Annotated in this window: 16 protein-coding genes; 1 reads left to right on the forward strand and 15 read right to left on the reverse strand. The window is 31.8% G+C overall.

Going from position 1 to position 15,787, the window contains the following annotated elements:
• Positions 1-99: 99 nt before the first annotated feature.
• On the forward strand, positions 100-1,770 hold the full coding sequence (locus ACH2CG_RS08655) for a sodium/sugar symporter (RefSeq protein WP_395064201.1): 1,671 nt from the start codon (positions 100-102) through the stop codon (positions 1,768-1,770).
• 6 nt (positions 1,771-1,776) lie between these two features.
• Here ACH2CG_RS08655 and ACH2CG_RS08660 read toward each other — a convergent pair whose 3' ends face one another.
• The 15 genes from ACH2CG_RS08660 to ACH2CG_RS08730 form a co-directional block, all read right to left on the reverse strand.
• Complete coding sequence (locus ACH2CG_RS08660; protein WP_395064203.1) at positions 1,777-2,217, reverse strand: LexA family protein; 441 nt, start codon at positions 2,215-2,217, stop codon at positions 1,777-1,779.
• Positions 2,208-3,482: a Y-family DNA polymerase gene (locus ACH2CG_RS08665; RefSeq protein WP_395064205.1), complete on the reverse strand. Its 1,275-nt coding sequence runs from the start codon at positions 3,480-3,482 to the stop codon at positions 2,208-2,210. Before ACH2CG_RS08665 ends, ACH2CG_RS08660 begins: the two co-directional genes overlap by 10 nt.
• Before the next feature lie 125 nt (positions 3,483-3,607).
• Complete coding sequence (locus ACH2CG_RS08670) at positions 3,608-5,008, reverse strand: NADH-quinone oxidoreductase subunit N (protein WP_395064207.1); 1,401 nt, start codon at positions 5,006-5,008, stop codon at positions 3,608-3,610.
• 124 nt (positions 5,009-5,132) lie between these two features.
• On the reverse strand, positions 5,133-5,606 hold the full coding sequence (locus ACH2CG_RS08675) for a hypothetical protein (protein ID WP_395064209.1): 474 nt from the start codon (positions 5,604-5,606) through the stop codon (positions 5,133-5,135).
• Positions 5,607-5,612: 6 nt separating this feature from the next.
• Positions 5,613-7,049 carry a NuoM family protein gene (locus ACH2CG_RS08680; RefSeq protein ID WP_395064211.1) on the reverse strand — a complete coding sequence of 479 codons (1,437 nt, stop codon included), beginning with the start codon at positions 7,047-7,049 and terminating at the stop codon, positions 5,613-5,615.
• 10 nt (positions 7,050-7,059) lie between these two features.
• Positions 7,060-8,979, reverse strand: a complete 1,920-nt coding sequence (gene nuoL, locus ACH2CG_RS08685) for an NADH-quinone oxidoreductase subunit L (protein ID WP_395064213.1) — start codon at positions 8,977-8,979, stop codon at positions 7,060-7,062.
• Positions 8,980-8,985: 6 nt separating this feature from the next.
• The gene (nuoK, locus tag ACH2CG_RS08690; RefSeq protein ID WP_395064215.1) at positions 8,986-9,306 is read right to left on the reverse strand and encodes an NADH-quinone oxidoreductase subunit NuoK; all 321 of its coding nucleotides are present in this window, start codon (positions 9,304-9,306) and stop codon (positions 8,986-8,988) included.
• Position 9,307: 1 nt separating this feature from the next.
• Positions 9,308-9,829 carry an NADH-quinone oxidoreductase subunit J gene (locus ACH2CG_RS08695; RefSeq protein ID WP_395064217.1) on the reverse strand — a complete coding sequence of 174 codons (522 nt, stop codon included), beginning with the start codon at positions 9,827-9,829 and terminating at the stop codon, positions 9,308-9,310.
• 2 nt (positions 9,830-9,831) lie between these two features.
• A complete protein-coding gene (locus tag ACH2CG_RS08700) occupies positions 9,832-10,371 on the reverse strand; it encodes a NuoI/complex I 23 kDa subunit family protein (protein ID WP_395064219.1) in 540 nt (179 codons plus the stop codon).
• Between the two features lie 121 nt (positions 10,372-10,492).
• Entirely contained in the window at positions 10,493-11,080 is a 588-nt protein-coding gene (locus tag ACH2CG_RS08705; RefSeq protein WP_395064221.1) for an ORF6N domain-containing protein, read from the reverse strand.
• A 40-nt stretch (positions 11,081-11,120) separates the two neighbouring features.
• Positions 11,121-12,152 carry an NADH-quinone oxidoreductase subunit NuoH gene (gene nuoH, locus ACH2CG_RS08710; protein ID WP_395064223.1) on the reverse strand — a complete coding sequence of 344 codons (1,032 nt, stop codon included), beginning with the start codon at positions 12,150-12,152 and terminating at the stop codon, positions 11,121-11,123.
• Positions 12,152-13,198 carry a 2Fe-2S iron-sulfur cluster-binding protein gene (locus tag ACH2CG_RS08715; RefSeq protein WP_395064225.1) on the reverse strand — a complete coding sequence of 349 codons (1,047 nt, stop codon included), beginning with the start codon at positions 13,196-13,198 and terminating at the stop codon, positions 12,152-12,154. The genes nuoH and ACH2CG_RS08715 overlap by 1 nt, the downstream gene beginning before the upstream one ends.
• A gap of 42 nt (positions 13,199-13,240) precedes the next feature.
• A complete protein-coding gene (locus tag ACH2CG_RS08720) occupies positions 13,241-13,771 on the reverse strand; it encodes a hypothetical protein (RefSeq protein WP_395064227.1) in 531 nt (176 codons plus the stop codon).
• A 9-nt stretch (positions 13,772-13,780) separates the two neighbouring features.
• Positions 13,781-14,770, reverse strand: a complete 990-nt coding sequence (locus ACH2CG_RS08725; RefSeq protein ID WP_395064229.1) for an ATP-dependent endonuclease — start codon at positions 14,768-14,770, stop codon at positions 13,781-13,783.
• 3 nt (positions 14,771-14,773) lie between these two features.
• On the reverse strand, positions 14,774-15,787 hold a 1,014-nt coding region (locus tag ACH2CG_RS08730), incomplete at its 5' end, for an NADH-quinone oxidoreductase subunit F (RefSeq protein ID WP_395064231.1).

The following is a 15,787-nucleotide window of genomic DNA, read 5'->3' on the forward strand; positions in this document are numbered from 1 at the left end:
CCATTAAGAAATTAAGGTTCATTAAGCTTTAATAATGATAATACCTTAATGGTTTGAAAAATATTTAAAAAACTAAAAACTAACCATTAAACCAAACAAATGCAAACACTAGCCACCAAAGATTATATTGTTTTCTTTCTCTATTTCATCATAATTGTTGGATACGGATTTTGGATTTACAACCGAAAAAAGAAAGAACAAACCAGTAGTAAAGATTATTTTCTTGCCGAAGGTTCGCTTACTTGGTGGGCAATTGGTGCGTCATTAATTGCGAGTAATATTAGTGCCGAACAGTTTATTGGAACCAGCGGAAGCGGATTTAAAATGGGATTGGCAATTGCAACTTACGAATGGATGGCAGCGATAACACTAATAATTGTGGCTGTTTTCTTTATGCCTGTTTATTTAAAAAATAAAATTTTCACTATGCCACAATACCTTAACAAAAGGTACAACAGCAATGTGGCAATGATTATGGCAGTTTTTTGGTTGTTGCTTTATATTTTTGTAAATCTTACTTCTATTCTATATTTGGGTGCTTTAGCAATCAGTAGTATTTCGGGATTGAATCTTACTTTGTGTATGGTTTTCTTGGCATTTTTTGCAGTGATGATTACCCTTGGAGGAATGAAAGTTATTGGATATACCGATGTAATTCAAGTGTTTTTTCTAATTTTAGGCGGATTGATAACAACGTATTTAGCATTAAATTTGGTTGCAAAAGAATTTGGTTCAGAAGGAGTTATCAACGGATTTAACTTGATGACTACACATGCGAGCGATCATTTTCACATGATTTTCGAAAAATCGAATCCGAATTATATGGATTTACCAGGACTTTCGGTTTTAATTGGTGGAATGTTAATCATCAATTTGAATTATTGGGGTTGTAATCAATACATCACTCAAAGAGCTTTGGGTGCCGATTTAAAAACGGCTCGTGGTGGAATTTTATTTGCTGCTTTCTTAAAATTATTGATGCCAATTATTGTTGTTTTACCCGGAATTGCAGCTTATGTTTTATATCAAAATGGACATTTTCATACCGAAATGTTGCAAGACGGAAGTGTAAATCCCGACAGAGCTTATCCTACTTTATTAAATTTATTACCAGTTGGCTTGAAAGGTCTTTCGTTTGCTGCTTTAACTGCTGCAATTGTGGCTTCATTAGCAGGAAAAGCCAATAGTATAGCTACAATTTTCACGTTAGATATTTATAAAACAAAGCTAAATATTACTGCCGATGAAAAGAAATTAGTAAAAATTGGAAAAATGGCTATTATTACCGCAATGCTTATTGCCGTTGTTGTAGCGCCATTTTTAGGAATTGGTAAAAAAGGTGGATTTCAATTCATTCAAGAATATACAGGATTTGTAAGTCCGGGAGTTTTTGCGATGTTTATTCTTGGATTCTTTTGGAAAAAAACTACTTCTAATGCAGCATTATTTGCAACAATTGGTGGATTCCTTTTTTCTATTATATTCAAATTTATGCCTTCGTTTGTAGATCTTTCATTCTTAAATCCGATGGGATTTTCGGTTCCAAACGCCGATGGAGTTTATGAAATTCCGTTTATTGATAGAATGGGATTTGTATTTTTAATTTGCGTAATCGGAATGTACTTTATAAGTAAGTTTGAAACTAGAAATGGTGTTCCAACCAACGGATTAGAAGTAGATAAAACTATGTTTAAAATGTCACCAAGTTTCACTGTTGGAATGTTGGTAATTGTTTCTATTGTAGCCGCTTTGTACACTGTTTTTTGGTAGAAATTTTCACATGTTTTTAATAACATAAATAACTATACCCCAAATTATCAACTCATTTTCGTCTGTGACTTTTATGGGTTGGTAATTTTTATTTTCTGGCATTAAATAAATGCAGTCTTTATCAATTTTAATTCGTTTTACAGTGAATTCACCATCGATGAAACAAACGGCAATTTTGTTGTCTTGTGGTTCTAAACTTCGGTCAACTATTAGAATATCTTTGTCGTTTATGCCGGCATTGACCATTGAATTTCCTTTTACTTTTATGTAAAATGTTGCTAACGGATTTTTGCATAATTCTTTATTCAAGTCGATGTCATTTTCCATAAAATCGGTTGCCGGTGATGGAAATCCTGCCGATACACCTTCTTTTATGTAAGGAATTTTAATGTCGCTTTCAAAATCTGGACGATAAAAAGTTAAGGTTTCTTCTTTTTTTATTGACATTTTATTTCTAGTATTTCTTTAAATTTTGTTGTGAATCTTGGTGATAAATGTTTCTGATTCATGTTCCAAGTTAGGTTTAAATTTTGGGTTCCTAACTTTACTTTTCTATCGCCAATTTTTGTATTGAGATAATCCATAGCTTTCATTAGTGCTAAGTGTTTTGGATTTTCTTCTTCAAATAACTGAAATTGTTTCTTGTTTTCGTCAATCAATTCGGTAACGATAACACCAGCTTTTTTGAATTTTATATTTTCATTTCCAACATACAATTCTTTCAATATAGCAATTGCAGCATTTGAAATTGTTATAGTTGAATTGGTGGCATACGGCAATGTTATGGCTTTGTTGAAATAATATTTTTGATTTTCATATTTGTGTTTGTCTATAACTAGCATTACAATAATGGTTTGGCAACACGAGTTTTGTTTTCGTAATTTCTCTGCACAAACTGCTGCAAAAGTGGCTACACGTTCTCTCAAATCATCAAAATCTGAAATTTGTTTTGGAAAACTTCTTGTGGTGGCAATACTTTTTTTCTGTTCTTTAATGGGTTCTAAATCTAAAACCGATTTTCCTTCTAATTCATATTTTAAGCGCATGCCAATTACGCCCATTTCTTTTTTAATCCATGCTTCGTATTGTGGTTTTGTAAAATCGTAAGCTGTAAGAATGTTGTGTGCCATCATTTTTTTTCTTAATCTAAAACCAATTCCCCACACGTCTTCAATCTTGGTCCATTTTAGTGCCTTGATTCGTTTTTCATCGGTGTCAATTACATAAATTCCTTGTGTTCTTTCCTGAAATTTTTTGGCGATTTTATTGGCAACTTTTGATAAAGCTTTAGTAGGAGCAAAGCCAACACAAACCGGAATTCCAACCCATTTTTGCACACGGTTTTTCATTTGAATTCCATAGTCGTGATAATCGGCAATTGACATTCCGTCAAAATTTAGAAAGGCTTCATCAATGCTGTATATTTCTAAATTTGGAGTAAATGCTTCAAGGATTTTCATTACACGATTACTCAAATCGCCATACAAAGGATAATTAGACGAAAAAACTTTAACATTTTTTTCTTTAATTAAATCTCGAATTTTAAATTCGGGTGCACCCATTGGAACGCCAACTGATATGGCTTCATTACTTCTAGAGATTACACAACCGTCGTTATTAGACAAAATAACAACTGGTTTTCCAATATATTGAGGTTGGAAAACGCGTTCGCACGAAGCATAAAAATTGTTACAATCGACTAAAGCATACATCTTGTAAAATTACAGAATATGATTTTATGTCGATGATTTACAAAAGTTAATTTTGTAGATTGTTGATAAATAAAAAACCACCAAAATTACTTTTGATGGTTGTTATAATTTTAAGTTTGTTTTTTTTATTTCAATAAATTGGTAACCAAAGATGGATATAATCCGATGATGATGTTTAATAGAATTGAAACCGTTCCAACGGCATAATATACGAACGGAGTTGCTTGCTTTTCTTCGGTTGGTTCTTTTGTGTACATTGCTAAAATCAATTTGAAATAGTAACCAACACTTATAATTGAATTGATTACACCAGCAATAACTACTACTAAATATCCAGCTTGAATGGTTTGAGTAAACAACATAAACTTAGCAAAAAATCCAGAAAAAATTGGAATTCCAGCCATAGATAAAAGTGATGCTGTTAAAATTGCTGCCATTAACGGATTTGTTTTTCCTAAACCGTTAAAGTTGATGATGTCTTCGTTGTCTTTATTTTTGGTAACATTTATAATCACAGCAAATGATGCGATTCCTGCTAAAGCATAAGCCGAAGCATAATATAGCAAAGTTGTTGATGAATTTGCCAATGTCAATAAAGCCATTAACATAAATCCTGCATGAGAAATTCCAGAAAATGCAAGCATACGTTTTACATTCGTTTGGCGTAATGCCATTATGTTTCCGATGGTCATTGACGCAATGGATACGATAACTACAATTAATTGAAATGAAGTTAGAATATTTTCATTGTCAAACGATAAATTCAAGTTTAAAACCGTAACTAATTTATATAATGTAGCTACAGCAACCACTTTTACCAAAGTACTCATTGTTGTTGTAACTAGTGTTGGTGAACCCTCGTAAACATCTGGAGCCCAAAAATGAAATGGAACAGCTGCAATTTTAAACAACATTCCAATTACTACAAGAACAACTCCAATAGGAAACCAAACAGGTAATTCGGCAGAAACCGATGCTTCGCTAATTTCTCTAACGTCAAAACTTCCCATCGCACCATAAATTAAACAAATACCAAACAATATAATTCCAGATGCAAATGATCCCATTAAGAAATATTTCATACCAGCTTCATTACTTTTTATGTCCAATCTACTGCTTCCGGCTAAGATGTATAATGCGATAGAAAGCGTTTCAATTCCTAAGAAAAACATAGATAAATTGGAGAATGAAACCATGGCAATTGCACCAGCAAGAAGAAATATTTTGATGGCAATATAATCGGAAATTTTGGTTGGATGATCTTTATAAACATCATATCCCATTGCAATAATAAATATAGCAAGAAGAATAAATAACGATGAAAATGCAGATGAAAATTTATCTACAACAATCATGTTAGTATAGCTGTCATTGGCTAATGTGCCAAAAGACCAAAGATTTAGTGTTGTTCCTAAAACGGCTACTAATCCTAAGATTACTACAGGAACAATTGCTTTTCTAAAATTAAATATTTCAGCTATAAGACAAAAAACGCCTAAACCTGATATTGCTATTAATGTATTCATTCTTTTTAATTTATTTTTATGTCAATTTATTTTTATAACTTTGTATTATCTTAAGCGTTTTGGACGTTTTGAGTAGGAGTGCTTCGTGCCTCATAACTCGTAAGATTTTTTTAAAGCCATCGATTTAATTGGTGGCTTTAATTTTATACATTGTATGAAAAACCAATCGGTTCACTTTATTTTTCTTTGTACTAGTTACTATTCTTACTTCTTTTATTACAAATAATTTATTTTCAATAATTTTTTCAAATTGCAATAATGGTTTTTTTGTGTGTTTTGTATTTCCAATACATTTTACAGTATCTGGGTTTAAACAAACTTCAATCATTTTTAAAAAATCATCTTTTTCTACTGCAATCTGACCTCTTTTCGCTTCAGATATTGGATTACCATGATTTTCAAGAGTATGAATAATTCCATAATTATCAATACATATCCAATAATTTTCTAAATCAATATCAGTTTTTTCTTTAATTGTATTTGCTAAAGTTTCAGAAATTTGAAATAAATCTATTTTTTTATGAAATTGTTCTAAATTTTCTAAACATTCATCGTATAAATCACTTATTTCTTTTCTTAACTTATCTAAATCAACCATTAAAAACTATCTATTAATTTGCTTTAGAATCTCAACAATGCTTGGATTTACCAAATCTACAATTGGTTTTGGATACAATCCGTAGAAAAGTAAAAAGGCAATTATAACTATAAAAACTAGTGTTTCACTTGGTGTAACATCTGCAAAAATGGTTGTGTTTGTTTCTCCAAGCATTACATTTTGGAACATTTTTAACATATAATAAGCTCCCAAAATAATAGTTGTTCCACCAAGAACTGCGAACCAAATATTTACTTGAGACAGACTATATAAAACTGTGAATTCTCCAATAAAATTAAACGTTCCAGGTAAAGCAACAGAAGCCAAAACAATAATCATAAACATTGAAGTAAATTTTGGCGCTTGTGAACGAATTCCGCCTAAATCAGCAATTTTATTAGTTTCAAATCTTCTAAAAATTACTTCGGCAGCAAAGAATAAACCTACGATTACAAATCCGTGCGCAATCATTTGAGAAACGGCACCGCTCAATCCTGCTTCTGTTAAAGTATAACATCCGGCAGCGATTAATCCAACGTGAGCTAATGACGAATAAGCTAATAATTTCTTCAAATCTTTTTGACGTAAAGCCACTATTGAACCATAAATTACTCCAGCAATACTCAATCCAATTAAAACTGGCATATACGTTTTTGCAGCTAAAGGCGCAATCGGTAATTGCCAACGAATAACGCTGTACAATCCCATTTTTAGCATGATACCAGACAAAAGCATTGTTCCAACAGTTGGTGCTTTTTGGTATACTTTTGCTTGCCAAGTGTGAAATGGTATAATTGGAATTTTAATAGCATAGGCTAAAAAGAATGCGAAGAAAATCCAAGTTTGTTCCGTTGCCGTTAAATCTAATTTGGTTAAATCTGACACTAAGAAACTACCAGCTTTAGTATATAAATAGGCAAAAGCAATTAACATGAATAGTGATCCAGCTAATGTGTAAATAAAAAATTTGACAACTGCTTTTTTGCGTTCTTCAGCATCGCCATTACCCCAAACTAAAGCGATAAAATAGATTGGTAATAATGATAATTCCCAGAAGATATAATACAACAATCCGTCAGCAGCTAGAAAAGTTCCTGTCATTGCAAACGCCATGAATAATACTAATGCGTAGAAGTTTTTAGATTTATTAAAAGCATTTCCAAAAGAAGAAAAGATGATAATTGGGGTCAAAGAAACGGTCAATAAAACCATTGCTAATGCCAAACCATCTGCTTTTAAAGCAAAAGAAACGTTGGGTTGTAAGATCCAAGGATTGTTTAAGCTGATGTCAACTCCGCCTAAAAAGTGATTTACTAATACAGTTGTACAACCTAGAGCCAATAAACTAAAGAATAAAGCCACTTTAGAAGCGAATTTATCTCCAGAAAGGAAAGTTGCCAAAGCACCAATTAAAAGGATAATTAATATAAGTGATACGTTCATTTTCTTTAAATTATTGTGCTAAAAATAAATAACTAACTATTGCTAAAACTCCAATTACAAAGGCAAAAAGGTATAAACCAATACTTCCTGATTGTAATTTTTTACCTTGATTGCCAAGTCCGTTTACTACAGTTCCAAATCCGTAAACTACATTTCCTAAAGCAGGTTCTAATGTGGTTCTAAAGAAATTTGAAAGTGCGTTTATTGGTTTTACAATTAAAGAAGTATACACTTCATCAACGTAATATTTATTATAAATAGTTTTAGAAAAACCTGTGATTTCTGAATCTTGTTTTGGTACAAATCCTTGTTTGATGTATTTAGAGTACGCCCAAACAATTCCGATTATTGCACCTGTTAAAGCAATTGCCATTAGCATCATTGCGTTGCCTTCAAAGATACTTTCTTCTTTATGTTTGGAAAGTAAAACTGGTTCCAAGAAATGATTTAACCAGCCATTTCCAATAGGTTTTGGTAAGTTAATCAATCCGCCAACAGTTGCTAAAGCTGCTAAAATTATAAGTGGTAAAGTAATTAAACTTGGACTTTCGTGTAAATGATGTTTTTGTTCTTCAGTTCCTCTAAAATCTCTAAAGAAAGTTAGATACATTAATCTGAACATATAGAAAGCTGTCATGATTGATGCAATTGAGCCTACAATCCACAATGCTTTATTGTGTTCAAAAGCTACCATTAAGATTTCGTCTTTTGACCAAAATCCTGCGAAAGGAAAAATACCTGCAATAGCTAATGTTGAAATTAACATGGTTGCAAATGTGATTGGCATTGCTTTGCGCAAACCGCCCATTTTACGCATATCTTGTTCGCCATGTAAAGCATGAATTACTGAACCTGAACCCAAGAATAAACATGCTTTAAAAAAAGCATGAGTGATTACGTGGAAAACAGCAACATTATATGCTCCAAGACCTAATGCTAAAAACATTAAACCTAATTGCGAAACTGTAGAATAAGCTAATACTTTTTTGATATCGTTTTGAAGCAACCCAATTGATGCTGCTACTAATGCAGTTATTGCTCCAACAATTGCAATTATATTTTGAACATCTGGTGTTAAATCAAACAAGAAATTCATTCTTGTAATCATGAAAATACCAGCAGTTACCATCGTTGCTGCGTGAATCAATGCAGAAACTGGAGTTGGACCAGCCATTGCATCTGGCAACCAAGTGTAAAGTGGTAATTGTGCCGATTTTCCTGTTGCTCCGATGAATAAGCATAATGCGGCGATTGAAAGCAATGACCAATGTGTAGTATTTGGAAATGGTCCGGTATAATTATTATATACTGAAAACATCATATTACTCATCTTAACAAAATCTAATGTATTAAAGGCATATGCCAAAATAAAAATCCCAATCAAGAAACCTAAATCTCCAATTCTATTCATAATGAATGCTTTCTTAGCTGCGTCGTTATAATCTTGGTTTTTATACCAAAATCCGATAAGCAAGTAGGAGCAAAGTCCAACGCCTTCCCAACCAATAAACATTACTAATAGATTGCTTCCAACTACTAATGTTATCATGAAGAAGATGAATAAATTCAAATACGCAAAAAACTTGTGCATATTATCATCTTCATGCATGTAGCTGATAGAATATAAGTGAATCAAAGAACCAATTCCGGTTACAAACAATAACCATAACAAAGACAATTGGTCTAATAGAATTCCGAAATCAACTTTAAGTTTTCCTATTTGAATCCAATCAAATAATTTAACTTCAATTGGTTTTCCAGTTGTATTTAATTGCATAAAAAAGTAGATGCTCATTACAAAAGAAACTGCCACAGCAATTGTTCCTATTGCACCTGAAATACTTTTCCCTACTTTTTTTCCGAAGAAAACATTAAATAAGAACCCAACAAATGGGGCTAATAATAAGAGTAAAACTAAACTATTCTCCATTAGGGATTATCCTTTTAAGTTTTTTAAATTTGATATATCAACCGAACCAATATTTCGGAAAATTGAAACTAAAATTGCCAAACCAACAGCAACTTCGGCAGCAGCAACAGCCATTGAGAAAAATACGAATACTTCTCCTTTTGGATCTTGCCAATACGTTGCAAAAGCTACAAACAATAAGTTTACAGCATTTAACATAATTTCAATTGACATAAAAACGATGATGGCATTTCTTCTGTACAACACTCCAAAAATTCCGATACAAAATAGCAAAACGGAAAGGAAGATGTAATTTTCAATACCTATTTGATTTAAAATATTGCTCATATTATTTACCTTTAATTTCTTTTTTTGACAATAAAACGGCTCCAATCATTGCTGTTAAAAGCAATACCGAAGCAAATTCAAACGGAACCATAAATCCTTCTTTATCGTCTAATAAAACCGTTCCTAGTTTTTTAATAGAATGAAAATCCTCGCCAGTTATAGGATATTCGCCAACAAATGGTTTAGAATACATAAAAATCAATACCAATGCCGAACTCAATAATATAAAAACTGTGATTGCTCCAAGTCTAGTAATTCTTGGTTTGTGCACTTCGTCTTCTTTGTTTAAATTCATCAACATAATGGTAAATAAAAACAAAACCATAATTGCTCCAGCATATACAATTACATGCACTACCGCAAGAAATTGAGCATTAAACAACAAGTAATGACCAGCAATTGTAAAGAAACATACCACCAAATAAATAGCGCTATGAATAGGATTTCTACTGTAAATTGTCAAAAAAGCAGTTGACAACGTTATTGCAGATAAAATATAAAATATGATAAGTACTGTAGACATAATTAATTTAGGTTTTTAGTAGTTGCCATAGCCATTTCTAGTGGCATAACTAATTTATCTTTTCCGAAGATAAAATCTTCTCTATCGTAATTTGCAGGAACCAATTCTTTGGAAATAGTTAGGTAAATAGCATCTTTTGGACAAGCTTCTTCACACAGTCCGCAGAAGATGCAACGCAACATGTTGATTTCATATATCGAAGCATATTTTTCTTCTCTATACAAATGTTCTTCTCCTTTTTTACGTTCTTCAGCTTTCATAGTTATAGCTTCAGCCGGACATGAAAGTGCGCATAATCCACAAGCTGTACAGTTTTCTCTACCTTGTTCGTCGCGTTTCAACATATGTTGACCACGATAAACAGGACTAAATTCACGTACTTGTTCAGGATAATGAATCGTTGCTTTTTTCTTAAAAAAGTGTTTAATAGTAATCCATAAACCTTTTACAATAGCTACCAGGTACATTCTTTCAAGAAAAGTCATTTCCTTGTTGGAAACTTGTTTTTTCTTACCCGATAATGAAATACTTTGTATATCCATTCTTTTATTAATTGTTTTATTTTTTAGAAGCTAATCCAGCTATTCGTTGCAATCTTTTTATTTTTAAAGAAAAAATAAAAAGGATTTCCACTGCTATCTGGGCTAACCTTATCTGTACTCTTTATTTTTTATAACCTATTTTCGTTCGTTCTATTTTGTTTTCTGGCTTTTCAACTAATTCATCTAAATAGCTAAAAACCAATTCAATGTTTTTGTCTTGATTTGTCAATTTCTTTTTAATCAATTCAACTTCCAAAGCCAGATTAAGAGTTCCAGTTAAGAAATTTCTCATTTCAACAAATATCTCAATAATCTTAATACTCATTTGTGTTGCTCTATCGCTTTTCAACACATTTGCTAATTGCAATACTCCATGTTCAGTAAACACATATGGCATTGATCCACCAAGAGATTGTTTTGAAAGAATTATTTCTTCTGCAATCAACATCTCAACCTCAATTTCGTTCAGCCTAAACATAAAATGTTCAGGAAATTTTTCAATATTTCTAGAAACAGCTTCTCTTAATCTAATTGCTTTAACATCAAAAAGCTCTGCCAAATCCTTATCCAACATTACTTTTTGATTTCTAATAAAATAAATTTTATTAGAAATAATCTCATTTGGAATAATTGATAGCTTTCTTTCCATATTCTTCATTTTCAATGGTATCGCATTTTGCGATACCTTTAGTTTTAATTCAATTAACATAACTTAAAATATTAAAAATTAATTAGTTATGTAAATTATTTTATTTAAAAGCTAAAATACAAATTCCAGTAACAATAATATTAATAATAGAAAGCGGAATTAAAATTTTCCATCCTAAATTCATCAATTGATCGTATCTAAATCTTGGTATTGTCCATCTAATCCACATGAAGAAAAAGATGAAAAAACATAATTTTATGAATAATGCTCCAATTCCAATGACATTTGCAATATTAACACCCCAATTTTCTACAGCCCAACTCATCCCAGGATAGTTATAACCACCAAAGAATAAAACAGAAATGATTGTTGCCGAGATAAACATATTTGCATATTCAGCAAATAAATAAAATCCCATTTTCATGGATGAATATTCGGTATGATAACCACCTATTAATTCTGATTCACATTCTGCTAAATCGAAAGGTGTTCTATTAGTTTCTGCGAAAGCACAAATTAAAAATATTAAAAATGATACTGGTTGATAGAAAACATTCCAATGAATGCCGTGTTGTTGAATTGAGATTTCTTTCAAACTCAACGTTCCAGTCATCATCAACAAAGCAATCATAGACAATCCCATAGCAACTTCATACGAAACCATTTGCGATGCTGCACGAACTGCTCCCATTAATGAGAACTTGTTATTGGATGCCCATCCACCAATCATAATTCCATAAACTCCAATAGACACAACTCCAAAAATATACAATAAAGATACATCTAAATCGGTAGCTTGAAGATAAACTGTACGTCCAAAAATCTCTAATTTGTCACCCCAAGGAATTACTGCACTTGTCATTAAAGCCGTACTCATTGCAATTGCTGGTCCAACAAAAAACAGAAATTTATTTTTGGTATTTGGTTCAAATTCTTCTTTTGCAAATAATTTCATTCCGTCGGCAAGTGGTTGCAATAATCCACCCCAACCAGCACGGTTTGGACCAACTCTATCTTGTAAATAAGCTGCAACCTTACGTTCAGCCCAAGTAGAATACATTGCCATTACCATTGTAAATGCAAAAATCACAACAATAAAAATACTTTTTTCTATAATAAATCCACTATCCATTATTTTGTATTTATTTTATTACCGTCAATTTTTTCGTTGTAATCAATTTCTGCCATACTGATTTTTTTTCTGTCGATATCTCTACCTTCAAGAATTCCTTTTTCTGTTTCAATAACAACTTTATCTAATTTTCCGTAATATTTATTTTGATTGATTACAGAATCTTTTTCAAATCTTCTCGGACCTTCAATTACCCAGTCAGAAACCTCTTTTTTATCAAAACGACATGTGTTACAGATAAAATCTTCTACTTCATGGTATTCGTCTTTTCTTGCTGTGACTCTTTGAATTTCGTTTCCAAACATCCAAAGTGTTGTTTTTCCGCAACATCCAGGAGTTGTACATTCTCTGTGCGCATTGAATGGTTTGTTGAACCAAACTCTAGATTTGAATCTAAAAGTTTTATCTGTTAAAGCTCCAACTGGGCATACATCGATCATGTTTCCAGAGAATTCATTATCAATAGCAGCCGAAACACAAGTTGAAATTTGCGAATGATCACCACGATTTAAAACTCCGTGAACTCTACCGTCTGTTAATTGGTCTGCAACTTCCACACAACGTTGGCAAACGATACAGCGGTTCATGTGCAATTGAATTTTGTCGCCAATATTTTCTGGTTCAAAAGTTCTTTTTTCTTCAATGAAACGTGTTTCCGATTTTCCGTGTTCGAATGATAAATTTTGCAAATCACATTCTCCTGCTTGATCACAAATTGGACAATCTAATGGGTGATTTATCAAAAGGAATTCGGTTACTGCTTTTCTAGCTTCGGTTACTCTTTCAGAAGATTTGCTTGCTATTTCCATTCCGTCTTGACAACCAGTAACACATGAAGCTACTAATTTTGGCATTGGTCTTGGATCGGCTTCGCTACCTTTAGTAACGTCAACTAAACAGCAACGGCATTTTCCGCCAGTTCCTTTTAGTTTAGAATAATAACACATGGCTGGCGGAACGGATTCTCCACCAATCATACGAGCAGCTTGCAGGATTGTTGTTCCAGCTTCTACTTCTATTTCTTGACCGTCAATGGTTACTTTCATAATCTATAAACATTAAACTTCTTTGTGAAGTTTTTATCTTTTTTATATTTCTAAAAATGTATTAATATCAAATTGATATTTTGTTTCAATAATGTATTCTAATTGTCTTTTTAATTTTAAAATATGATTTTCATCTTCATTAAAATTTTCAAAAACATAATTTATTAAATTCTTAAATCTTTCGTCGTTTTCTGGTTTTAATGATTTTGATTTTTGCATAAATTCTACAAAATTACTAAATCCAAAAGCTTCAACAGAACTATTTTTAACTTTTAAATATTCATTTACCCAATGTTCAAATTGTCTTGGTCCAATTAGTATTAAAAATTGACAATTTTCATTATGTTTAAATATTTGAGCATTCTCATCTGCATATATTTGTGAAAATGTAGATGGTAATTTTTTATTTTTATCTACATCAACAATTCCGACACTAAACTGACCTTTACTTCTAATATTTACTCCGTCAATCACAGCATCATCGCCACTTTCTTTTCTAATTAAACTTTTGTTGTTTAATAATCTTCCAAAAAAGTACATATCTGCCCAACATTCTACACCAACTAATTTCATATTCTAAAATTAATTAGTTTCCCACAAACTCTCGAAATTGAAAAATATATTCATTCCAAATTCAAAAACATCTTCATTATTTTTCTTATCCAAAAGTTTCACTTTTGTTTCTCCATCAACATTATTCACTAAATAAATATTAGTGTTTTCTTTACTTTCGTCGTCTCTTAAAAACTCTTTTACAATATAATCACTGTGTGTAACAATGAAAAATTGGTTATCGTTTTCATCATATTTAACAGCATTTGTGAACTCTAAAATATAAGGTTCAAAACAATGTGCTTCTGGTTCTTCAAATAATAGAACTGAGTTTTCATTGCTCATGATTGCGGCTTTGTAAAAAATTAATCTTTGCAAAGTGTCCGCAATTAAATTGTATGATAGTGTAAATACAGTTCCGTCTTGATATTCTTTAAAAATTTTAAGCTCATTTGTTGTTTTCTCAATCAAAAGCTTTAAACTATTATCTTTAAATAATTTATTAACTACTTTTCTTAATTCTGGGTTTGATACAATAACTTGTACCAAATTATTTCCACTTGGATAATCTAGTGTTATTCTATTATCACTCTGTCTAAAAAAAGGTTCAGTGAAAAGATATTTTTTTATAGTAGAAATTTCCTCTGTTTCCTCCCAAGGACTTGACAAAATACTATTATCATATTTCAAACTATTGCTGATATTTGTATAGTTTTTTTTTGGTTGTCCAAGACTTTCAGTAGATAGAATGTCTAATTGTTTACTATTAATTTTTATATTAATGTTCTTGGTTGTGTTTTCTTCAAAAAATAATTCAGAATTAATCTTGAATCGTATAAATTTCTCCAGAGAGTTATTATTATTATCTATAATCATTCCGAAAAAACCTAATGCCTCTAAAATGTTACTTTTGCCAGCATTTGGTTGACCAATAAACACATTAATCTTGTTACAATCATTTATTTCTAAATGTTTGATAGATTTAAAATTAGTAATTTCTATGTGTTTAATTTTTTTCAATACTTATGCTAATTGATTTCCAATTAAATTCTTCACTTTTTCAAATGGCTCATTGACAAAGTGATCTCTGTTTTTTACTTTTTCTGGGAAACGAATATGGTATTCAAACTCGTCTTTGAAATGACGAATTGCCGCAGCAACTGGCCATGAAGCCGCATCACCTAATGGACAAATTGTATTTCCTTCAATTTTTGATTGAATACTCCACAACAATTCGATGTCTTCTTCGCGTCCGTGACCGTTTTCTATTCGGTGCAATACTTTTTCTAACCAACCAGTTCCTTCGCGGCATGGCGTACATTGTCCGCAAGATTCATGGTGGTAGAAACGAGCAAAATTCCAAGTGTTACGAACAATACATGCTCTATCATCATAAACAATAAATCCGCCTGAACCTAACATAGAACCAGTTGCGAATCCACCATCAGATAAACTTTCGTAAGACATTAATCTGTCTTCACCAGCGGCAGTTTTGTAAATTAAATTGGCTGGTAAAATTGGTACCGAACTTCCTCCAGGAACTAATGCTTTTAATGGTCTGTCGGTTTGCATTCCACCACAATATTCATCAGAATTCATGAATTCGTAAACCGAAAGTCCTAATTCAATTTCGTAAACACCTTGATTTTTTATGTTTCCAGATGCCGAAATTAATTTGGTTCCAGTAGAACGACCAATTCCAATTCCTGCATAATCAGCACCAGAATTATTGATAATCCAAGGCACAGCAGCAATTGTTTCTACGTTATTTACCACGGTTGGATTTTGCCAAAGACCTTTTACAGCAGGAAATGGTGGTTTTAATCTTGGATTTCCACGTTTTCCTTCTAGTGATTCGATCAATGCAGTTTCTTCTCCACAGATGTAAGCTCCAGCACCAATTTGGACATAAAGCTCTAAATCGTAGCCTGAACCTAATATATTTTTACCCAAAAATCCGGCAGCTTTTGCTTCGGCGATGGCTCTTTCTAAAATTTTATAAACCCACATGTATTCGCCACGAATGTAGATATAGGA

Origin of the sequence: Flavobacterium sp. (assembly GCF_043778725.1) — a bacterium.
Taxonomy (GTDB): domain Bacteria; phylum Bacteroidota; class Bacteroidia; order Flavobacteriales; family Flavobacteriaceae; genus Flavobacterium.